The 21,763-nt window shown below is 65.7% G+C and carries 14 protein-coding genes and 2 tRNA genes; 2 read left to right on the forward strand and 14 right to left on the reverse strand.

The window, feature by feature from the left end:
• Nucleotides 1-5 precede the first annotated feature (5 nt).
• From recD to uvrB, 7 genes are all read right to left on the reverse strand, one after another.
• Nucleotides 6-1,904 carry an exodeoxyribonuclease V subunit alpha gene (recD, locus tag ACVKN3_RS10150; RefSeq protein ID WP_354515117.1) on the reverse strand — a complete coding sequence of 633 codons (1,899 nt, stop codon included), beginning with the start codon at nucleotides 1,902-1,904 and terminating at the stop codon, nucleotides 6-8.
• Nucleotides 1,901-5,554, reverse strand: coding sequence for an exodeoxyribonuclease V subunit beta (gene recB, locus ACVKN3_RS10155; RefSeq protein WP_354515119.1), 3,654 nt, complete (start codon nucleotides 5,552-5,554; stop codon nucleotides 1,901-1,903). Before recB ends, recD begins: the two co-directional genes overlap by 4 nt.
• Nucleotides 5,551-8,973, reverse strand: a complete 3,423-nt coding sequence (gene recC / locus ACVKN3_RS10160) for an exodeoxyribonuclease V subunit gamma (RefSeq protein WP_354515121.1) — start codon at nucleotides 8,971-8,973, stop codon at nucleotides 5,551-5,553. Before recC ends, recB begins: the two co-directional genes overlap by 4 nt.
• Before the next feature lie 70 nt (nucleotides 8,974-9,043).
• Entirely contained in the window at nucleotides 9,044-9,463 is a 420-nt protein-coding gene (locus tag ACVKN3_RS10165; RefSeq protein WP_354515123.1) for a CopD family protein, read from the reverse strand.
• Nucleotides 9,464-9,550: 87 nt separating this feature from the next.
• Nucleotides 9,551-10,093 (reverse strand): hypothetical protein, encoded by a 543-nt coding sequence (locus ACVKN3_RS10170; RefSeq protein WP_354515124.1) that lies wholly within the window; start codon nucleotides 10,091-10,093, stop codon nucleotides 9,551-9,553.
• Nucleotides 10,094-10,340: 247 nt separating this feature from the next.
• Nucleotides 10,341-10,415: transfer RNA gene (locus tag ACVKN3_RS10175), tRNA-Val, on the reverse strand.
• A gap of 77 nt (nucleotides 10,416-10,492) precedes the next feature.
• A complete protein-coding gene (gene uvrB, locus ACVKN3_RS10180) occupies nucleotides 10,493-12,514 on the reverse strand; it encodes an excinuclease ABC subunit UvrB (protein ID WP_354515126.1) in 2,022 nt (673 codons plus the stop codon).
• A gap of 134 nt (nucleotides 12,515-12,648) precedes the next feature.
• Between uvrB and ACVKN3_RS10185 the strand changes: the two genes are divergently transcribed.
• Nucleotides 12,649-13,188 (forward strand): GspH/FimT family pseudopilin, encoded by a 540-nt coding sequence (locus tag ACVKN3_RS10185; RefSeq protein ID WP_354515128.1) that lies wholly within the window; start codon nucleotides 12,649-12,651, stop codon nucleotides 13,186-13,188.
• A 47-nt stretch (nucleotides 13,189-13,235) separates the two neighbouring features.
• Nucleotides 13,236-13,312, forward strand: a tRNA-Asn gene (locus ACVKN3_RS10190).
• A 67-nt stretch (nucleotides 13,313-13,379) separates the two neighbouring features.
• Here the strand turns inward: ACVKN3_RS10190 and ACVKN3_RS10195 are convergent.
• From ACVKN3_RS10195 to ACVKN3_RS10225, 7 genes are all read right to left on the reverse strand, one after another.
• Nucleotides 13,380-14,864 (reverse strand): SulP family inorganic anion transporter, encoded by a 1,485-nt coding sequence (locus tag ACVKN3_RS10195; protein ID WP_354515130.1) that lies wholly within the window; start codon nucleotides 14,862-14,864, stop codon nucleotides 13,380-13,382.
• Nucleotides 14,865-15,034: 170 nt separating this feature from the next.
• Nucleotides 15,035-15,307: a DUF2845 domain-containing protein gene (locus tag ACVKN3_RS10200; RefSeq protein WP_285404558.1), complete on the reverse strand. Its 273-nt coding sequence runs from the start codon at nucleotides 15,305-15,307 to the stop codon at nucleotides 15,035-15,037.
• Between the two features lie 87 nt (nucleotides 15,308-15,394).
• On the reverse strand, nucleotides 15,395-15,985 hold the full coding sequence (locus ACVKN3_RS10205) for a DNA-3-methyladenine glycosylase (RefSeq protein ID WP_354515250.1): 591 nt from the start codon (nucleotides 15,983-15,985) through the stop codon (nucleotides 15,395-15,397).
• Between the two features lie 10 nt (nucleotides 15,986-15,995).
• Complete coding sequence (locus tag ACVKN3_RS10210) at nucleotides 15,996-16,130, reverse strand: hypothetical protein (protein WP_255349638.1); 135 nt, start codon at nucleotides 16,128-16,130, stop codon at nucleotides 15,996-15,998.
• Between the two features lie 50 nt (nucleotides 16,131-16,180).
• Entirely contained in the window at nucleotides 16,181-16,336 is a 156-nt protein-coding gene (locus ACVKN3_RS10215; protein ID WP_081916427.1) for a DUF3309 family protein, read from the reverse strand.
• A 153-nt stretch (nucleotides 16,337-16,489) separates the two neighbouring features.
• Nucleotides 16,490-17,887 (reverse strand): nucleotide 5'-monophosphate nucleosidase PpnN, encoded by a 1,398-nt coding sequence (gene ppnN, locus ACVKN3_RS10220; RefSeq protein ID WP_051938659.1) that lies wholly within the window; start codon nucleotides 17,885-17,887, stop codon nucleotides 16,490-16,492.
• 177 nt (nucleotides 17,888-18,064) lie between these two features.
• Entirely contained in the window at nucleotides 18,065-21,430 is a 3,366-nt protein-coding gene (locus ACVKN3_RS10225; RefSeq protein WP_354515133.1) for a TonB-dependent receptor, read from the reverse strand.
• Nucleotides 21,431-21,763 lie beyond the last annotated feature (333 nt).

The following is a 21,763-nucleotide window of genomic DNA, read 5'->3' on the forward strand; positions in this document are numbered from 1 at the left end:
CCCCTTCAGACCAGGCGGCGGAGCAGTCCCGAAGCGCGATGGGTCTTGCGACCCACCGCGTAGGCGAGGATGTCCGCCGAGGCCAGCAGGGTGAACGCGGTGCGGGCGCGGGTCACGCCGGTGTAGACCAGCTCGCGCGTGAGCACGGGCGACGGTTCGGCCGGCAGCGCCAACGCCGTGTGTTCGAATTCGGACCCCTGCGACTTGTGCACCGTCATCGCGAACACGGTATCCACCGCGGAGAGACGACTGGGCACCACGAAACGAATGCGCTCCCCACCCTGTTCGTGCATGACGGCGAACGCCACGCGCAACGCCATGCTGCCCTGCCCGTCCGGCACCCACAGGGTCAGGCCGACGTCGCCGTTCATCAGGCCTAGCGCGTAGTCGTTACGCGTCACCATTACCGGCCGCCCTTCGTACGAGCCGCTGGTGGCCTCGACCAGCCCACGCTCGAGCAGGCCTTTGGCAATGCGTTCGTTCTGCGCGTCTACCCCGGCGTCGCCATGACGCGTGGCGCACAGCAACTGGAATCGCGCATAAGCCGTCAGCGCACCCGCCGCCCATGCCTCGAAGGCTGCGAGGTCAGCCCCGAGCGGTGGCCGGTTTGCCTCCAGCCAGTCCAGGTAGTGCCGATAGCCCGGAGTCTGGCCGCGCCCGTCGATCGCCACGGCGGCGATGGACGCGGCCGATGCCGGCAGCAAGGCCAATTCGCCGCTCGACGTGGAAAACGCTGCTGTCACGGCGGTCATGTCGCCGTGGTTGATGCCTAGTGCCAGCGCGCCGATGCCGCTGTGCTCGCCGAAGCGTCGGCTACGCCGGAGCATGGTCACCTGCTGGTCCAGCGGCCGCGCCTCGTCGTCCGGCACGGACCAGGCGCCCACGTCGACGCCGAGCGTCCCGGCCAGCCAGGCCCGCGTGCGGGCGTCGTAATAGCCTCGGTCGGCTCGCGCGCACAGGTCGCCGAGGACGGCACCGGCTTCCACGGAGGACAACTGGTCCTTGTCACCTAGCAGCACCAGCCGTGCCTGCGGTGGCAGCGCATCGAGCGTGGCCGCCATCATCTCCAGGTCGATCATGGAGGCCTCGTCGATGACCAGGACATCCAGGTGCAGCGGATGGTCGGCATCGTGGCGAAAGCGACGGCTGTCCGGACGACTGCCCAGCAGGCGGTGCAGCGTGGTGACTTCCGCGGGTATCGCCTGCTTGACGGAGGCATCGACCTGCAGCCGATCGATCTGCACGGCGATGGACGCGTTGAGTCGCGCAGCCGCCTTGCCGGTGGGCGCGGCGAGACGTATGCGCAGGCGCGGCTGGCCCGCACGCTGCGCCATCGTCTGCAACAACCCCAGCAGGCGAATGACCGTCGTGGTCTTGCCCGTACCCGGGCCGCCCGTGATGACGGCGAACGCGCCTCGCGCCGCGATGGCACAGGCGATCTTCTGCCAGTCGGGTCCGCTCTCCACGACAGGAAACAGGCGATCCAGCTCCGCGGCCAGGTCGTCCGGCACCGGCAGCGGCGCCAACCGGCCGAGCACGGCCTCGGCCACGCGTGCCTCGTCACGCCAGAAACGGCGCAGGTAGAGCAGATCGCCATCGAGGACCAGCGGCGCGGCGGCGTCCCCCGTGGGATCGGCCACCAGCGGCGAGGCTGCGAGGACCGGCCGGATACCCGCCAGCGCGGCGTCGGCGGCGGTGTTCCAGGTGCCGATGTCGACGCAGATATGTCCATCGCCCAGCTCGCGGCTGGCCTGCGCCGCCGCCAGCAGGACCCGCGGATCACCCTGGGGATCGAGGCTGCCGAGGAAGCGCGCGAACGCGCGATCGACCGGACGAAGACGATCCTCCGCCACCGCGTTGTCCATCCAGCGATCGAGGTCGTCGCGTGTCGGCACGGTGTTCATGCGTCCGCTCCCCGGAACAAGGTGTCCAGCGCGTCGATCATCGCCCGCGGCGGACGCTCGGCATGCACGCCGTGACCGCGACCGTCCACGCCACGCAGGTAAAGATAGATGGCGCCGCCGATATGGGTGTCGTAGTCGTAGGCGTCGCCCAGGCGTGTACGCAGCTGGCGATGCAGCGCAAGCAGGTAGAGCGCGTATTGCAACTCGTAGCGGGCGTCGAGGATGGAGCGGCGCATGGCCTCCGGCGTGTAGGCGTGCTGGTCGGTGCCCAGCCAGTTGGACTTGTAGTCCACGACGTACCAGCGCCCTTCGTGCTCGATGATGAGATCGATGAAGCCCTTGAGCATGCCGTTGACGCGATCGGACGCGAGCGCCGGCCTTGCCGCGCCATCCAGCGTGTGGGTGCGGACGATGCGGTCCAGCGCGAGCGTATCGACACCCTTCGCTTCGAACAGGAATTCCAGCTCCGCGCGATAGCGGCGGGGATCGTCCAGCGCACCGAGCGCGAGCGTGCGGCCGTCAGGCAAGGACAGCGGCGTGGACAGCAACCCGAGCAGCCAGGTCGTCAGCAGGTCGATCGCGTGCGCCCAGCCGCGACGCTCGCAGCGGCGTGCCACGGTATCGCGCAGGCGCTGCGGATCGCGGGCGACCGCCGCAAAGCCTTCCTCCGCCATCCACTCGAGCAGGTCGTGCAGGAAGGTGCCGGCCTCCGCGCCACGCTCGAACGCATGGATGCTGCCGGCCTCCGCCAGCGCCGCCGGACGCTCGCTCGCGTATTCGACGATCACGTCGTCGGTGGCGGTTTCCGGCGCGACGATGTCGTCCTCCGCATGACGCAGTGCACTGTAGCTGGCGATCCACCAGGGCTCGGCGCGCGCGATGTGCGCACGACGCGCCGGTGCAGGATGTTCCTGCTGCACCGGGGGTTCGTAGCGGTTGTCTTCCGGCGCGGGCATGTAGTCCACGGCGATGCAGGCATGACCGTCCACAAGGCGCCGCAGAAGACCCTCTATCGCGCCGTTGTCTATCTCCGCGCCACCGGTCAGCAGGTGACCCAACGCCGCCTTGTGCAGCTGCGGTTTTTTCGCGGACGCATGACTGACCGGCGCGACACCGATCCAGCACGCGTGACGCGCACGGGTCAGGGCGACGTAGAGCAGGCGCAGGTCTTCCTGCAACACCGCGCGCTCGGCAGCCTCCTTCGCTTCACGCACGGCATCGCCCGCACCCTGGTGGCTGGCCGCGACCAGTTCCAGCTGTGCCCCGTTGCCGTCGTGGTAGCGATACCCCTGCCCCGGGCGCATGCCTGCCACGGCGGCTGCGAAGGGCAGGAAGACCAGGGGATATTCCAGACCCTTCGACTTGTGGATGGTCACCACCTTGACCAGGTCGTCGTCGCTTTCCAGGCGGACGATCTGGTCGTCGCCCGTGTGACCGGCGGTGTCGGCTATACGCTCGGCCAGATGACGGATGAGCGCCTGCTCACCCTCGATCGTGGACGCGGCCTGCTGCAGCAGCTCGGCTAGGTGCAGCAGGTTGGTCAGGCTGCGTTCGCCGCCGCGCTGCGCCAGCAACCGCGCCGGAAGGTCGAACAGGTGCAGGAAACGGTGCAGCATGGCTAGCACCCCGCCCCGACGCCACGTCTCGCGCAGTTCGAACAGCTCCTGCCCACGCCGCTCCCAGTGCCGCTCGTCGACATTGAGGCGCTCCAGTTCGCCATAGCCCAGATCGAGGCTGCGGGTGGCCAGCGCGGCACGCATGGCCGTGTCGGAGGATGGCTCGGCCACGGCACGCAGCCAGAGCAGGATGTCGTGGGCCTCGATGCTTTCGAGCACCGAGTCGCGATCGGACAGGAACACGCTGCGCACGTGGCGCTGCGCCAGCGCATCGCGTATCTGGGTCGCCTCGCTGTGGCTACGGACCAGAACGGCGATATCCGCCGGCTTCAACGCCGTGAAGTGGCCTTCGGCCGAAACGAAACCGCAGCGGCCACGGCCCGCGGCATTCAGCAGTTCGACGATGTGCGTGGCGCAGGCACCTGCCATCTGCTCGCGATAGATACGCACGCCGACCGGCTGTTCGTCGTCGAGCAGCCAGACCTGCAAGGCCGCGGGCACATCATCGTCGATGACCAGGCGTTCGCTACGGCCACGGGACCGCACCGGTGCGAAGGGCAGCCCGCGGTCGGGGAAGTGGAAGGCTCCCGTGGCATGGGTTTCGGCATGCCCGAACAGCGCATTGACCGCCGCCACCATGGCCTCGCTGGAACGATGGTTGGTGTCCAGGCTGTAATGCGGCGGGAGGGCTTCCGCCCTGGCCCCGAGGTAGGTCTGAATGTCGGCCCCGCGGAAGGCATAGATGGCCTGCTTGGGGTCGCCGATCAACAACAGTCCGGTACCTTCCGCCGCGGCGTAGATCGCGCGGAAGATCCGGTACTGCAAGGGGTCCGTGTCCTGGAACTCGTCGATGAGGGCGAGCGGGTATTGCCGGGCGATGGTCTGCGCCAGTCCCGTACCGGTGTCGGCCGCGAGCGCCCGATCCAGGCGCAGCAGGAGGTCGTCGAACCCGATCTGCGCGCGCCGCCGTTTCTGCGCGGCGAAACGCTCGCGTACCCAGGCCAGGGCGTCGGCCAACACGACATGGCGAACGCCTACCTTTCCCGCCTGCCAGGCCTGCCAGTGTTCCAGCGCCGCAAACGCCGGATGCTCGGGCCGATGCTTGCCCTTGCCCGTCGCCTTGCCCAGCCGCGTCACGGAATAACGCGCGATATCGAAGTCGACGCGTTCGGCACGTTCCGCCCAGTAACGCATGGCGGCAAGATCGGTGGGAATACGGTCCGGCTTGTACCAGCCGTTGTGCAGGGTCTTGTCGCCTACCGCGGCGGTGATGGTCGCCTCGATGCGATCGATATCGGCGAGCCAAGTGCGCGCCGCATCCGCGTGGCGTCGCTCATCCTCCTCGTCCCATGCGGCACGATCGAGCAGGGCCGCATCGAGATCGCCGCCGGAGGCCAATACCTCGCCGTTGACGCGCAACGTGGCCTCGCCGCCGAATAGCAAGGGGCGTAGTGCGCGCGCAAGCGCATCGGGCGTCTGCCATTCCTCGAGGATGGGCGCGAGACGCGCCTCGTCGAGCAGGTAGAACGCCTTGCGCCAGTAGTCGCGTACGCACTCGGCGAGCAGTTCGCTCTCGTCCGGCTCCAGCGTCTGGGCGAAGGCGTGGCCACTGCCGAAGGCATGCTGGATCAGCATCCGCTGGCTCCAGCCATGGATGGTGAAGATGGCTGCTTCGTCCATCCATTGCGCGGCGAGTTCGAGCCGGCGCGCGCACGCGCCATGACGCTCCGCCTCGCAGGCATCCAGGAGCGCGGCGAGGAAGGGTTCTTTTGTCGTGCCGGCACGGAAGGCGGCGGCCGCCTCGACGAGACGCGCCCGCACGCGCTCGCGCAGTTCTTGCGTGGCCGCCTCGGTAAACGTCACCACCAGGATCTGCGGTGGCAGCAGGGGCTGCGCCACGCCATGGCCCAACACGGCGCGCACGTAAAGTGCGGCGATCGTCCACGTCTTGCCCGTGCCGGCACTGGCCTCGATCAGGCGCACGCCGTCCAGCGGCATGGTCAGCGGGTCCAGCGTCTGGAAGTCGAGGGTCATGCGCGCTCCACGTGAAGCGCGCCCAGCAGGTCGCGATAGGGCTGCAGCCAGCGGGTGAAACCGGCGCGCTCGAGCGCATCGAACTCGGGCCACGCGCGCATCAGGTACGGATCGCCGTCCACTTCGCCCCGTGCACGATCGTAGACGCCCTCGTAGGCTTGTCGTGCGGCCTGCATCGATGATTCCTCCGGGGCCAGGAGCGCCGAAAGCGCGGTGCGCGCGGCGACCGGCAGCGGCGCCCGCATGCCCTCGCGCCATGCAAGCAGCAGCGTCTCCAGCATCGCCGTGGCACGGTTGGTCGGGATCGGGGCAAGCACGATCGTGGCATCCGGCCCGACGTAACGGGTCTGCACGGCAAGCCCGGCGGCCTGGGCCACCAGGTGGTCGATCCACGGCATCACCAGCCGGTGCGTACGTGGTGAGCCATCGGGCTCCAGCACATTCGCGGGCGAAAGCAGGAAAGCGGCGAGGTTGCCTTCCGTATCGGCACGGAGCTCGGCCAGCCAGTCCTCGACGACCACACCCGCGGCCTCGACACGCACTTCCCGCTTGCCGGCATCGACCGGCCAGCGGCGGCGCTCGGTCATGAACCGGGCGAAGATGGCCGACGCCGTGGCCGTCAGTTCACGGCGCACCGGCGCAGCGAACCCGCCCATGGGCAGCAGGCCGCTGCGTTGCAGCCGCGATGCGGCCATATCGATCGCGTCTGCGGCGTCGTTGCCGCTGTGGATGGCGGCACGCAGCAAGGTGTCGGTCATGCCGAACCGACCCAGCGCATCGACCGCGAACGGCTCCTGGTCGTCGCCCGCGATGTCACCCAGTTCGAACCGCACGCCGAGCCGTGCCTGGAAGAACTCCCGCACCGGATGACGCAGGAAACGCCGCAGCACGGCAAGCCCGATGGGCCGTTCGACGAGCAGCGCCGGCAAGGTCGACGCGTCGGCGGACGGTGCGATGTCGTGCGCCTGGCGCCACTCGCTGGCGTAGGTGAACAACCGGGCGTCGCCCTGACGAAAGTAGGCACGACTGAAGGGCTGCAACGGGTGCTCCACCGACAGGTGTGCCAGAAGCGGCTGACCGTCGGCGCACAGCCATGCCGATGCCAGGTAATCGCGCAGCTGTCCCACCAGCACCGATGGCGCGCACTCGCTGTTGTCGCGGGCGCTGCGCGCGACCCAGCCGATGTGCAGGGCATCGCGCGCGGACAGCAGGGCCTCGAGGAAAAGGTAGCGATCGTCCTCACGACGCGAGCGGTCGCCCGGCCGCCACGCACCCGACCGCGACATCAGGTCGAAATCCATGGGGGGGCGGGCACGCGGGTAGTCGCCGTCGTTCATGCCCAGCAGGCAGACCACCCGGAACGGGATGGCCCGCATGGGCATCAGCGTACCGAAGCTGACTGCACCGGCGAGGAATCGCTTGGAGAGTCCCGCGTCGTCGAACTGACCCAGCCAGGCCTCGCGCACCACGTCCACCGGCAAGGGCTCGTCGAACCGGGCTTCGGCGCAAGCGCCCTCCCAGGTATCGAGGGCATCCAGGAGGCGCTCCAACTGCTTGGCATCCTCGGCATCGGAGCGGTCGAAGAAATCGTCGATCAGCCGGCGCAGGCGTGTCCCCCATGTCGCGGCTGGCGCCGGTTCGGCCATGTGTTGCCAGTGGCGACCGAGTGCGGCGAGGAGATCGGACAACGGACCGACCAGTGCCGCATCGAGCCCGCCCACCTCGTCGAAGGGCTCGATATCGCCCCATGCCTCCCCTTCCCCCACGGCATAGCCCAGCAACATGCGCCGCAGGCCGAACGCCCAGGTGTTCTGCTCCAGGGCCGGTAGCCCCAGCGAACCGCGCTGTGCCGCATCCAGCCCCCAGCGGATACCGGCGCCGCCGATCCAGCGATGCAGCAAGGGCAGGTCGTCCTCGGCCAGGCCGAAACGCGTGCGCACCGCCGGGACATCGAGCAGATCGGCCATCTCGCCGGCCGTGAACCGCGACTCGGTCATGCCCATCAGCATGTCCAGCGCCATGACCAGCGGAACGGTGCCACGGGCCGCACGATCCGCCACGCTGAACGGAATGAATCGCGGGTCGTCGCGCGGCACGCGGCCGAAGACGGCGTCGATGTGCGGGCCGTAGGTTTCGATATCGGGCACCATCACGATCACGTCGCGAGGCAGGATGGGATGGCCGTCGCGGGCTGACGCCTCGAACCGGGCAAGCAGCTGGTCGTGCAGGATCTCCACCTCGCGCTGCGGCCCGTGCGCGAGATGGAAGACGATGGAGGTGTCGTCCGCCGCCACCGGCCGCGGTTCTTTCGGCAGGGGCTCCAGGTCGAGGATGGCCGCCTGCACCTGCCCGAGCAGCGTGTTGCCGGTCGGCTCGGCGAACAGGTCGATGCGCTGGTCCCACGCGGTGAAACGCTCGCGATAGGTATCCGGATGGTCGAACTCGTCGAGCAGGCGGATGTAGTCGCGACCCTGCTTGCCCCAGGCGGCCAGCAGGGGGTTGGCGTAGAGGTGCATGTCCTCGTCGGACGGCAGCAGGGGCATGCCGGGTTTGCTTTCCTGACGCCTCCGCTCGGCCCGCAGCAACTCGCGGTCGTCGACAATGTCCGCCCAGTAGTGGCGACACGGATTCATCACCACCAGCACCACCTGCGACCAGCGCGCCAGCGCGGACAGGGCCTCCAGCGTTTGCCGCGGAAGCGACGACATGCCGAACACCACGATGCGGCGCGACAGGGTTGCCGGACGCTCCGACGTGGAGGCCACGGCCCTCAGGAAGCGCTCGTGGACCGCGGCACGGTGGCCGTCGGCCTCGTCCGGGCCGACATCGTCTAGCAGGCGACGCCACAGGCGCGCCTGCCAGCGATCGTCTTCCGCCATGTCGGGCGCCGCACCGCGGGCATCCCGCAGCACGTCGCGTCCTGCCGCCCAATCGTCGAGCCAGTCGGCACGGTATACCTGGTACTGGTCGTAGAGGTCGGCAAGCCGCTCGGCCAGCTGGTGGCACTTGCGCGCGTCGTCGTCCTTGCCGAGGAACGCGCTCAGCGATGCGAAGCCCTCCTCGGCGGCCACGGAAGGCAACAGGCGCATCAGGCGCCAGACCAGACGGGACTTGTCGAAAGGCGACTCCGGCGGCACGGCATCCTTGCCGAGCACGGCGCGGTACGCGACCCAGAGAAAACGCCCCGGCAACTGGACATCGACGGCCGCGGCGATACCCATGCCACCATCGGCCTCCGAGCGTGCCAGAGCCAGGCGGAACCATTGCGCGATGCCGTTGGACTGGACCAGGATCGATTCGTTTTCCAGGGGCTGCAGGGGTGCACGCCGAAGCCACGCCACCAGGACGTCACGCAGTTCTTCCAGGCGGTTGCCATGCAGGACCATGAGGCCTGGCGCGATGTCGTTCGCTACAGTCACCACGGGGCTCCAGCGGACTCGGGAATCATGCGGGTGATGATGCCTGCCTCATGTCGCACGGGACGAGACGTCAGAACGGCTTCCCGACAACGAGATAGACGATGGCCAACAGGACCAGCACCGGCAACTCGTTGCAAAGCCGCAGGGCCTTGGACGACGGCAGCGAACCGCCAGCCTCGCTGCGTTTCAGCAGGCGTCCCGTCCAGAGGTAGTAGGCGAGCATCGCGGCGACCAGTGCCAGCTTCACGTGCAGCCAACCGCCGGCGATGTGGAAATAAAACCAGAGCACCAGACCGAAAACGAGCGCCACCCCGAACATGATGTGCCCGAACCGGTAGAGCCGACGGCCCATCAGGATGAGCCGTGCGCGGACCGCGGTCTCGCCGCCCGCCTCCACGATGTTGATCAGTATCCGCGGCAGGTAAAAGACCGCTGCCATCCAGGCGATGACGAAGACGATGTGCAGGGATTTGATCAGAAGGTAGCCCACGGGATGTCGCTCCACCGGGAAAGCAACGAGTGTAGCGACTCTGCGGCGTGCTGGCGGGCCCTGAGCCGCCACGTGGCCTCATTCCGGTTACCGCGACATGCCGAGCAGACGAAACACGGTATCGGCCACGATACTTGCAACACCACCGGCCACGCCCGCGGCCAACACCGCACCCACGACGCGGTGTTTCCAGGCGATCAGCTGCTCCAGCCTGGTTTCCACACCATCCAGTCGCAAGCCGAGGCGCGCTGTTTCGGCCCTGGCGTGCTCGTCGCTCGCATCCAGACGCTTTATGAGTCGGGCTTCGGTTGCCGCAAGGCGCTGACCGGATCGCGCTTCCGATGCGAGTACGCGCTGCTCCGACCTGGCTTCAGCGTCGGCAAAACGCTGCTCCACCTCCGAAAAACGCTGCTCCGTACGGACCTCTGCCACCGCCAAACGGGCATCGGTTGCGTCCTGACGCTGCATCATCCGGTCAAGGAGCACATTCATGCTGGCCGTACGCTCGTCGAGCCGGCCCAATTGCTCCTGCATACCGCCGAGGATGCCCGCAAGGTCGGCACCTGAGGGATGCATGCAGCCGGCGTAGCCCGCGGGCCGGCCTGGGCCCGGGTATCGCGTCTTCTTCATGACGTACTCCATCGCGCTGATCCTCCTCAGTGTGCAGGGACGCGAGGCGATGGGTCGTGAGAATCCGGACCGATTCGCGTCAGGGCCTCCAGTCTGGCTAGCGCACGCCATGCCTGCACCGGGTTGCCGGTCATCACTAAGCGTGAGTGGGGGCCGTTCTGCATGTCGTCCAAATGCCGGGCACAAAAAAAGGAGCCGCAGGCTCCTTTTTTCAGCTTCTTCGTGCCACCGCCCCGGTGAGGGAAAGTGGTGGGCGGTACAAGGATCGAACTTGTGACCCCTACCATGTCAAGGTAGTGCTCTACCGCTGAGCTAACCGCCCGAAGAGCTGCGCAGTTTACCGGCGCCCGACCCCGGCTGCAAGAGCCCGGCTGGATTTTTTTCCCGGGCCGGCCCGTGTCAGCGCAGGGCCCGGTCCCGCAGCCGGTGGATCTCGTCGCGGAGCTTGCCCGCCTCCTCGAACTCGAGGTTCTGGGCGTGCTTGTACATGCGTGTCTCCAGCTTCTTGATCGTGGAGCCGACCTGCTCCGGGGTCAGGGAGCCGTAATCGGCCTGCTCCTCCTGGGCCTTCTTCGCCTCCTTGCCCTTGCGGCCCTTGCCGCGGGAGCCCACGTCGGCGCGGGCGCCTTCCATGATGTCCGCAATGCGACGCACCACCGTGGTGGGCGTGATGCCATGGAGCGTGTTGTATTCAACCTGCTTCTCGCGGCGTCGCGCCGTCTCGTCCATGGCGTCCTTCATGGAGCCGGTAATGGTGTCGCCGTACAGGATCGCCTTGCCGCGGACGTTTCGGGCCGCGCGGCCGATGGTCTGGATCAGGGAGCGCGTGGAGCGCAGGAACCCCTCCTTGTCCGCATCCAGGATGGCCACCAGCGACACTTCGGGCATGTCCAGGCCCTCGCGTAGCAGGTTGATACCCACCAGCACGTCGAACTCGCCCAGGCGCAGGTCGCGGATGATCTCCGTACGCTCCACCGTGTCGATGTCCGCGTGCAGGTAACGCACCCGCACGTCATGCTCGGACAGGTAATCCGTCAGGTTCTCCGCCATGCGCTTGGTCAGCGTGGTGACCAGCACGCGGTCGCCTATCGCCACGCGCTTGTGGATCTCGCCCAGCAGATCGTCGACCTGGGTGCGCACCGGCCGCACCTCCACCTCGGGATCGATCAGGCCCGTGGGACGCACGACCAGCTCGACCACGTTGTCCGTAGAGCGCTCGAGTTCGTACTTCGCCGGCGTGGCCGAGACATAGATCGCGCGCGGCGCGCGGCGCTCCCATTCCTCGAAGCGAAGGGGACGGTTGTCCATGGCCGACGGCAGGCGGAAACCGAATTCCACCAGCGTCTCCTTGCGCGAACGGTCGCCCTTGTACATGGCGCCCAGCTGGGGAACGGTCACGTGCGACTCGTCCACCACCATCAACGCGTCCGGCGGCAGGTAGTCGAAAAGCGTCGGCGGCGGCTCGCCCGGGCCGCGGCGGGTCATGTGCCGCGAATAATTCTCGATGCCCTGGCAGAACCCCACCTCGGCCATCATTTCCAGATCGAAACGGGTGCGCTGCTCCAGGCGCTGCGCCTCGACGAGCTTGTTTTCCCGGTAAAGCTGCTCCAGCCGTTCCGACAGCTCGACCTTGATCGTCTCCATCGCGTTGAGAACGCTCTGGCGCGTGCTGGCATAGTGGGTTTTCGGGTACACCGTGTAGCGGGGCACCTTGCGCAGCACTTCGCCGGTGAGCGGGTCGAACAGCGAGAGGTTCTCGACCTCGCCGTCGAACAGCTCGATGCGCAGCGCCTCGGACTCCGACTCCGCCGGGAACACGTCGACCACTTCGCCACGTACACGGTACGTACCGCGCCGCAGGTCCATCTCGTTGCGCACGTACTGCAGTTCGGTCAGCTGACGGATCAGCGCACGCTGCTGGATATGCTCCCCGCGCGACAGGATGAGGCGGAGGCTCATGTAGTCCTCCGGATCGCCCAGGCCATAGATCGCGGACACGGTGGCCACGATCAGCGAGTCGCGCCGCGACAACAGCGCCTTGGTGGCCGCGAGACGCATCTGCTCGATGTGGTCGTTGATGCTGGAATCCTTCTCGATGAAGGTATCCGAGGCCACCACGTAGGCTTCCGGCTGGTAGTAGTCGTAGTAGCTGACGAAGTACTCCACCGCGTTATGCGGAAAGAACTCCTTGAATTCGCCGTAGAGCTGGGCGGCCAGCGTCTTGTTCGGCGCGAGCACGATGGTCGGCTTCTGGATCTGCTCCACCACGTTGGCGATGGTGAAGGTCTTTCCGGACCCGGTCACGCCGAGCAGGGTCTGGGCGGCCAGGCCGGATTCGAAGCCCTCGCTCAGGCGGCGGATGGCCTCCGACTGGTCACCGGCGGGCTTGTAGGGCGAGACGAGCTGGAAGCGATCGGTCATGGGCGACGATATGCTGGCTGAAGGCATGATTTTAAACGGCCGCCGCCTACGGGGCGTGAGGTCCCCACCCGACAGTGGATGGCGCTCGCCCGAGTCAGGATGGTCGAGGACTTTCCTGCCGCGGTCGCTCCCCCATGCCCACACGCAAACGGCTCCCAGGCGGCTTCACCCTGCCCGACCTGACCACCACCCTGGTGATCACCGGCATGCTGGTGATGATGGCCCTGCCGGCCCTTGCCGGGACGCTGGCCCGATATCAGTTGAAAGCCACTGGGGAAGCACTCTTCACATCGCTGAACAAGGCCCGCGCCACGGCGATCCGCCGAGGCCACCCTACCTATGTGTGCCCCAGCGAAGACGGACGGCTGTGCTCCGCAACCGCCGACTGGAGCCTGGGCTGGATCGCCCGCGACCAACAGGCCAAAGCCTTGTTCGATGTGTCGGATACCGTGCCCCGCGCCATCAACATCGTTCACTCGGCCGGGCGATCCGAGGTGAACTTCCGGCCCGATGGCACCGCTAACCACGATAACCAGCGGATCAGCCTGTGCCTTCGGGGCAAAGCCCATACGGCGGTCAGCATCGTGTTGGCGCGGTCGGGCCGTATCCGTCGCGAAACAGCCCCTGCCGACATCGCGGCGGCGTGTGCCCGGCACCGCGCAAAAAATGCCTAGAGCCGCTTGACAGCCCCCATCTACATCAACACAATACGTGGCTCCCCGCCCGAATAGCTCAGCCGGTTAGAGCACTTGACTGTTAATCAGGGGGTCGTTGGTTCGAGTCCAACTTCGGGCGCCAGGTTTTGAAAGGGTCTGCAGCGATGCAGGCCCTTTTCTTTTGGGTGGTAACCCGCCCATCCATACACTCAGTGAGCGCCGGTATCCAGTGACGCACCCTCGCGGTGGTGCGTACCCAGGCGCTGCACCAGTTCATGGCTGGCGGCGTTCAGGCCCACGACGTCTACCGTGACGCCTGCCTGGCGGAACTTGAGCACCACGCGATCCAGCGCACCGATAGCGGTCAGGTCCCACAGGTGGGCCGCGGTGACATCGATCACCACGCCACTCAGGTCCTCTTCCTTCACGTCGAAGAAGTCACCGAACGTATCCGCCGATGCAAAGAACACCTGGCCGGAGACGACATAGGTGCGCACGCCTTCCTCGGAGAGGGAACTGTCCACGTCGAGCATGCGACCGACCTTGCGCGCGAAGAACACCGCGGAGAGGATCACGCCGGTCAACACGCCACGTGCAAGATCATGCGTCCAGACCGTGACCACCACCGTGCCCAGCATGACGATGCTGGACGACGTGGGATGCGTGCGTAGCGCCGCGAGGGATCGCCAGTTGAACGTGCTGAGCGAGACCATGATCATCACCGCCACCAGCGCCGCCATGGGGATCTGGCTGACCCATGGTGCGCCGAACACCACCAGCATCAGCAGCACCACGCCGGCCACCAGCGTTGATAGCCGGCCGCGACCGCCGGAGCGTACGTTGATGACCGACTGGCCGATCATGGCGCAGCCCGCCATGCCACCGATGAAGCCGGTCGCGATATTGGCGAAACCCTGCCCCATGCATTCGCGATTCTTGTCCGACCGCGTGTCGGTCATGTCGTTGACGATCTGCAAGGTCATCATCGATTCGAGCAGTCCGACCACCGCCAGCGTCGCTGCCGTGGGCAACACGATCTTCGCGGTTTCCCAGTTCAGCGGCACGTCCGGCAGCAGGAAGTGCGGCAGCGAATCAGGCAATGCGCCCATGTCGCCCACACGGTGAATATCGATGCGGAAGACGATGGCGATGACCGTCATCACCACGATGGCCACCAATGGCGATGGCACGGCGCGCGTGACGTAGGGAAACAGGTAGATGATAGCCAGTGCGCCGGCGGTCATCGGATAGACCATCCACGACACGCCGATAAGCTCGGGCAACTGCGCCATGAAGATAAGGATGGCCAGTGCGTTGACGAACCCGGTGACCACGGACCGCGAAACGAAACGCATGAGGCCGCCGAGCCGGAGCGCGCCTGCCAGCACCTGGAACAGACCCGTCGCGATGGTCGTCAGCAACAGGTACTGCAAGCCATGGGTCTTGACCATGCTCACCATCAGCAGGGCCATCGCCCCGGTGGCGGCGGAAATCATGGCGGGCCGGCCGCCCGTGAAAGCGATCACCACCGCCATCGAGAACGATGCGTAGAGACCCACCTTGGGGTCCACGCCGGCGATGACGGAAAACGCGATGGCTTCGGGAATGAGCGCGAGCGCGACGACAAGGCCCGAGAGCACGTCGCCACGCACGTTGAAGAACCACTGCTGGCTCCAACGAGTAGAGGTATTCATGAATTGTCCTGGTAAACGGATAGGCGGTCGGTAGGGAACCGACACGCGATCGTCCTGCGGTAGATACCGCAGCCTGTGAACACAAGGGTGACGATCAGGGTGGCGTAAGCACCGGGCGAATCCAGGACATGGGGTTGAGACGTCGATGATACTCCATCGACGTTCGCGAGTCAGTTTTGCAGTTGCGTGATCGAGCGGATGCGCCCGTCGACGATCTCGATCTGCACGGATTTACCGTGATCGACATACTCCAGCCGATACCCCTCGAGGCCGCCACGCGGTGTTTCGATCGGCGTTTCACGATCGGGCTTGCCGGCGATCTGGCGGAGACGGCCTTCGCTGTCGCCCGTGGTCACGACCTGGGAGCCGAAGCGATAGGTATCTGCGGAGGCGACGCCAATGGAAAGGGCGGTAAGAACAAACGCGGTGACGATGCGCTTCATGCGAGCCTCCATGTCGGGTATGCGCCAGAGGTTATGCCACATGGAACGGTAAAGCCAACCCGCCCTCCCCCGCGACGCACAGGGGCCTCAGGCGCGTGAGACGTGGGGATTGCCTGCCACGAACCATCGCCACAGGAGGTCGGTGCCTTCCCGGATGCCGATACGCGCGGAACCGACCACCTCATCGGGTGGCGGCATGCCATCGTCCAGAATCGTGTAACCATCCCGCGCCCGCACCAGGTCGATACCGTTCTGCGCGCCGGTGATACCCATGGCCTGGGTCAACCGGGCCGGGCCGCTGCACAGCTCGCGGTCCTTACGGATACGCGGCCGCGATGCGCGCATCGTTGCGATACCCGCTACCGGTTCCAGCGCGCGCATGAGGACCCCGGAGCCTTCGCCTTCGTCACCGCACACCGTGTTCGCACACCAGTGCATGCCGTAGGTAAAGTAGACGTACATGTGGCCGGGCGGTCCGAACATCACCGCGTTGCGCTTGGTCATGCCACGGAACGTATGCGCGGCAGGATCGATGGCGCCGACATAGGCCTCGACTTCCACGATGCGCCCTAGCCTTCCGTCGGCGCAGGCCAGCAGCTTGTTCAGCAGCTGCGGGGCCACGTCGCGCGCGTCGCGATGGAAGAAGCTGCGAGGAACGATGTCGCCCGGCCACGCCACGCGCGACAACTCAGGTCTCCACGGGATCGCCGTCGGTATCCGGATCGGGACCGGGACGATTCACGGGCGACTCGTCGAGAGGCACGGGCTCGGTACCTGTCGGCACCTTGTCGGTCGCGGGAACGGGACGATGCGGTCGGGTCATGGTGTGCTCCATTCCCGGTGCGCCTGAGCGTCACCGGGAACGTGGATAAATCAGAATACGCCGAGCAGCCAACAGATCAGCACGATGGCGAGGACCACGCCGATACCGCCGCTGGGACCGTAACCCCACGAGCTGGAATAGCCCCAGGTGGGCAGGCCGCCGATGAGCGCGAGAACGAGGATGACGAGCAGGATGGTGACGAGCATGGAATCTCTCCGGACGGGATGCGTGGGCGCCATCCTCGCTTGTGGAGCCGTCTAGACGGTGTGACGCATCGTGCCCGTTTGCGCGTGGCGTTCAGCTAATGGCGAGCCGGACCGGCCTGCCCGATCCGACCCGCTATTACTTAAGTACGCTTCTCAGGTGCGCACCACGTAGCACGGCTCATAGGCCGTGCCGCCGGGCAGCTTCATGCGGTGTTGCGCGACGAAGGCTTTCAGCATTTCGTCGAGGGCACGCATGATCTCCGGTTCACCGTCGATCACGAACGGGCCGGACTGTTCGATGGCGCGCACACCCTCCTCCTTGACGTTGCCCGCAACGATGCCCGAGAACGCACGGCGAAGATCGGCCGCCAGTTCGTGCTTCGGGCGATCGCGATGCAGCGCCAGGCCGGCCATGGCTTCGTGCGTGGGACGGAACGGCTGCTGGAACGGCAGCGGGATGTCCAGGGCCCAGTTGAAGAAGAAGGCATCCTTGTTGTCGAGCCGGTGATTGCGCACCTTCTCGATGCCCGCGACCATGGCGTGCGCGACCGCCGCCGGATCGTCGACGATGATCTTGTAGTGTTTGGCCACATCGTCGCCGAGCGTCAGGCGGAGGAAACGGTCGATCTGCTCGAAGTACGCGGCCGACTGCTGCGGCCCGGTGAAGATCAACGGGAACGGAATGCCCTTGTTCTTCGGCAACAGCAGGATGCCGAGCATGTAGAGGATTTCTTCCGCCGTGCCGACGCCGCCCGGGAAGACGATGATGCCGTGGCCCAGCCGCACGAACGCCTCGAGACGCTTCTCGATGTCCGGCATGATGACCAGGTTGTTGACGATCGGGTTGGGCGACTCCGCGGCGATGATGCCCGGCTCGGTCACACCGATATAGCGATTGCCCTTGCGACGCTGCTTGGCGTGGGCGATGGTCGCGCCCTTCATGGGGCCCTTCATCGCACCCGGGCCACACCCCGTGCAGATATCCAGGCCACGCAGGCCGAGCTGGTAACCGACCCGCTTGGTGTACTCGTATTCGTCGCGAGAGATGGAATGACCACCCCAGCAGACCACCAGGTTGGGGTCCACCTGCGGACGCAGGATGCGGGAATTGCGCAGGATCTCGAACACGGCGTGCGTGATGCCCACGGTGTCGTCGAGATCGAAGGCGCCGGCTTCCAGTTGGGTGGATACGTAGACGATGTCACGCACCACTGCGACCAGCAGTTCATTGATGCCGCGGATGATGCGGCCGTCGACGAAGGCCTGCTCCGGTGCATTCTTCAGTTCGATCTTGATGCCGCGATCTTCCTGCAGCACCTGGATGTCGAAATCGGGGTATTGCTCGAACAGGGTGCCCGGGTCGTCCGAGAGGTTGCCCGAGGTCAGCACCGCCAGCGCGCAACGGCGCAGCAACTGGTGCAGGCCCGACCCGCTGGCGTCGCGCAGGCGCGCCACTTCGTTACGGGAGAGGATGTCGAGGCCGCCGGCCGGCGATACGCGGGCACTCACGGTCTTGCCGTTGACCGGGTCCCCGAAATGGATGGCATTCATGGAGTTACTCGTCCTTTACGACCGCGGATTAGCGGCGAACCCCGCTCCGGATCGGGAGCGGACCGCCTAGGATCACGCGGACGGCGCCGGGGGGTCAAGACCGGCGCCGTCCGTGGCAAAAAGAAGGCCGGCACCCTAACGGATGCCGGCCTCCGGATAAAACAGCGAATCCTTCGCTTAGAACGTGTAGCGAACCGTCAGCATGGCGGACCAACGCGAGACCGGGTTGATCTTGGTCGCGCTGTTGTCGGTCGGGGCGTCGTAGATGCCCTTCAGGCCCGGCTGGTAGTTGCCGTTGGTATCGGTCGGAAGGTTGTAGACGTACTCGCCCTGCGCGTTGACGCCACCGAAGTTGGCCAGGGTGCGGGTGTACGGGAAGCCGACATACGACTGCTGGCCCCACTTCTTGTTCACGAGGTTCAGGAAGTTGTACACGTCCAGGCGGATCTCGCCCTTGTTGCCCTTGAAGATGCCGGGAATTTCCTGGCTCATGCTCAGGTCGATCTGGTTGACCCAGGCGGACGTGGCACCGTTACGCTTGGCAATCTTGCCCTGCTGCTTGCGCAGGTAGCTGTCACCGTTGATGTAGTCGTAGAACTGGTTGACCAGCTGCTGCGAGGCCGCTGCCGTACCGGTCGCATTGCGGAACACCGTGCCGTCGTTACGGGTCGGGATATACGCCAGGTCCTTCGAGTAGCTGTCGCCGTTCGAATCGTTGCCGAAGATCCAGCTGTACGGCACGCCGGAGTGACCGTCGTAGAACGCGCTGATCGTGGTGGCGTAGTCACCGAAGAAGTTGTGCTGCCACGTGAGCGAGGCGTTCAGGCGCTTCGCGATGTTCGTGTTGGCCGTGGATGCGACATCTTCGTTCGGGTTGGTCCAGGCACTGTTCGAATAGTTCGACGTGGCCTGGCTCGACGTACCGGGGTTCACTTCGGTCGAATGACCGCCAGTGGCCGCGACGCTCCACGACCAACCATCCGCCATCGGCTTCGAGAACGACAGCGTGACGGTGTCAGCACCACCCTTCGAGGTGTTGGTCAGGTAGGTGACGCCCTGGGCGAAACGGTTGTCGCGGCGAGCGCGAGCAAGCGTGCCGGCCGTATTCGAGCCGATGCGGTCCGCTGCGTTGCCCGTGCAGTTCACGCCCGTCGGGCCACCCACCGGGGTCGAGCCGCCGATGCAGCCGTTATACGTGTAGCGACCGTCCGGCATGAGGCCAGTCGGGCCACCGAGGTTCAGGTTCTGGTAGAGGATCCCGTCCTGAACGTCGAGGTGCTGGTACTCGATGCTGGCGATGATGCCCTGCCACGGCAGTTCACGATCGAACGCGATCGACGATTTCCACACGCTGGGCAGCTTGAAGTTCTTGTCGACCGTATCCACCGCCTGCTGGGGAATGGTGCCCGCTCCGCTGGTCGGCTGGTTGAGCGGGTCGGCACTGAACAGCGGGCACGGCAGCGTCTGGGTGCCGAGCTTGCAGTTCACGCCATCGGCCAGGCGATCATACGAGTACGTGGCGACGTTGATACCGTTGTTCTGGTACGGATTGGTCATCCACACCGTCGGCGGATCGGACTGGAACAGGCCAACGCCACCGCGCAGCTGGGTCTTGTACTCGCTGTCGAAGGTGTAGTTGAACGACAGGCGCGGTTCGACCAACTGGCTGCCGTTGATCGTGTTGGCATTGCTGAAGCCGTACTTCGACTGGAACGTCGCGTTGTACAGCGGCTTGTCGTCGGTCAGGTACTTGTTGACGCGGAAGCCGAACTGGACGGACAGGTTGTCCGACGCCTGCCAGGTGTCCTGCAGGAAGAACGTATGACGACGCAGCTCCCACTGGGCGGCGATATCGTCCAGCGAGTAACCCTGGGCCGGCTGATACAGCGAATAGTTGCTGTAAAGGCCCCGGCCAATGTTGTTAACGCCGTCGTTGCCGAACGTGTACGCACCGAATTCAGTGCGACCGAACAGGTTATAGATGCGGTTGCGCTCCCACTCGAAACCACCCTTGATGGTGTGGTCGCCGAGGTAGAGGGTGCCGGCCCACATGGCGTTGAGCGTCTTCACCGAAGCCACGTTGTAATGGCTGAACTGGTCTTCGCCGAGGTTGACGGTCGGGCCGGTGGCGCTGGTGCCGAAGGTCGTGTTGTTCGCGCGAACGGTAAGCATCGGCTGCTGCGTATCGACCGAACGGTTCAGCGAATAATCGCTGTAACCGATCTTGGTTTCCGACGAGAAGATGTCGTTCCAGTCGTCGAACGACTGCAGCGTGTAGTTCTTGATGTCGGAATTGACGGTGTACCAGTAGCTCGACAGGCCGACGGACGACGTGCCGTTACCCTGCGGATTGGGCTTCACTTCCTTGGTACGCGAGTACGCAAGGTTCATGCGGTGGCCGTCCGTGATGTTCCAGTCCAGCTTGGCGATGTAGCGCTTGTCGGTCAGCGTGCCGGCGTTGGCACCGGTGCTGCCGGGCACGATGCCGAGACCGTTCGCGCCATTGACGATGCGCTGAAGATCGGCAGGCGAGATCTTGTTGAGCGTCGAGGTGGTCAGCGAAGGATCGAGGCCGTTCACGGCGCCCGAGCTCAGGCCGGTCACTTCTTCCTTCTCGTAACCAGCGAAGAAGAACAGCTTGTCCTTGATGATCGGACCGCCGACAGTCGCGCCAGCCACCCAGTTACGATCAAACTCGGTGTAGTCCCGACCCTGGTCGAGCCAGCCGGCCTTGCCGACCATGCTGCTAGCGTTCTTGAAGCCGTAGTAGGCCGAACCATGGAACTCGTTCGTACCCGACTTCGTCACGGCATTGATGTCGGCGCCGATCGTGTCCGAACCCACGTCATAGTTGGCCGTCGAGATATTGAACGAATCGATCGTATCCATCGAGACCGGCGAGCCGACGGTCGGCATGCCCGTGCCGTTCAGGCCGAACGGGTCGCCCACGCCCAGGCCGTCGACCTTGATGCTGTTCATACGGGCATTCTGGCCGTTGGCCGAGATCGCGCCGGTGCCGTGGTCGACGTTGACGCGCGGGTCGAGACGGGCAATGTCCGCGATGTTGCGGCTCGGGGCCGGCGTGGCCTTCAGCTGCGCCTGCGAAATGGTAGTGCCCAGGCCCTTGTTCTCCGACGAGAACTGGCCGGAGACGGCCGACACGGTGACCGCATTCAGCGCGGTGGCATCGGCGGCATTGGCGGCGGCGCCGGAGCTCAGGTTGACCGCGGTGTCCGCGCCCAGCTGCAGGTAGACGTTGTCCTGGCGAGCCGACGGGGCGCCATCCTTGGTCGCGGTCACGTCGAACGGACCGCCGACGCGCAGGCCCTGGGCCGAGTAACGGCCGCTGGCATCGGTGGTGGTGGTCTTCGTCGTGCCCGACGGCTCATGCACGATCACGACGGTGGCATTGGCCACCGGCTGGCCGGCGGCGTCGAGGACGCGGCCGCTGATCGTGGACGAGGTTTCCTGCGCGAACGCAGGTGCCGTCAGCAGCGAGGCGATCGCCAGCGGCAGGAGTTTGGCGCGGATGCGGCTATTCATCTAGTGGTCGACCCTGTGGCTTGCATACGAAAATTTTTTCCAGACGAAGGGCTACCTGGCGCGGAGCCGGGTGGAGCATCGCATCTGGACTTTCCCCAAATCGTTGGCTGTGTCGTCTCGTGTGACCCGGCTCACATCCTTGCGACCGGTGGCGACAGTTGTTAAGCCAACTTTAACGGCATTGTATGACAGATTTGTAACGTTTTCACGCCAGTTTGATAAATACCACTTCCATGGCGACCGGCGTTTCTTTCGATTACTGCATTGATTCTATTATATATATTTTGCCAACAAGGCTCGTATCAACGGATCTTGTAAGAACCACCCCCGGCC

The sequence above is a fragment of the Luteibacter sp. PvP120 genome (assembly GCF_054055715.1).

Coding starts and splice junctions, on each gene's coding strand:
- recD (WP_354515117.1), bottom strand. CDS start 1,904: ATGAACACCGTGCCGACACGCGACGACCTCGATCGCTGGATGGACAAC.
- recB (WP_354515119.1), bottom strand. CDS start 5,554: ATGACCCTCGACTTCCAGACGCTGGACCCGCTGACCATGCCGCTGGAC.
- ACVKN3_RS10170 (WP_354515124.1), bottom strand. CDS start 10,093: ATGAAGAAGACGCGATACCCGGGCCCAGGCCGGCCCGCGGGCTACGCC.
- uvrB (WP_354515126.1), bottom strand. CDS start 12,514: ATGACCGATCGCTTCCAGCTCGTCTCGCCCTACAAGCCCGCCGGTGAC.
- ACVKN3_RS10185 (WP_354515128.1), top strand. CDS start 12,649: ATGCCCACACGCAAACGGCTCCCAGGCGGCTTCACCCTGCCCGACCTG.
- ACVKN3_RS10195 (WP_354515130.1), bottom strand. CDS start 14,864: ATGAATACCTCTACTCGTTGGAGCCAGCAGTGGTTCTTCAACGTGCGT.
- ACVKN3_RS10200 (WP_285404558.1), bottom strand. CDS start 15,307: ATGAAGCGCATCGTCACCGCGTTTGTTCTTACCGCCCTTTCCATTGGC.
- ACVKN3_RS10210 (WP_255349638.1), bottom strand. CDS start 16,130: ATGACCCGACCGCATCGTCCCGTTCCCGCGACCGACAAGGTGCCGACA.
- ACVKN3_RS10215 (WP_081916427.1), bottom strand. CDS start 16,336: ATGCTCGTCACCATCCTGCTCGTCATCCTCGTTCTCGCGCTCATCGGC.
- ppnN (WP_051938659.1), bottom strand. CDS start 17,887: ATGAATGCCATCCATTTCGGGGACCCGGTCAACGGCAAGACCGTGAGT.
- ACVKN3_RS10225 (WP_354515133.1), bottom strand. CDS start 21,430: ATGAATAGCCGCATCCGCGCCAAACTCCTGCCGCTGGCGATCGCCTCG.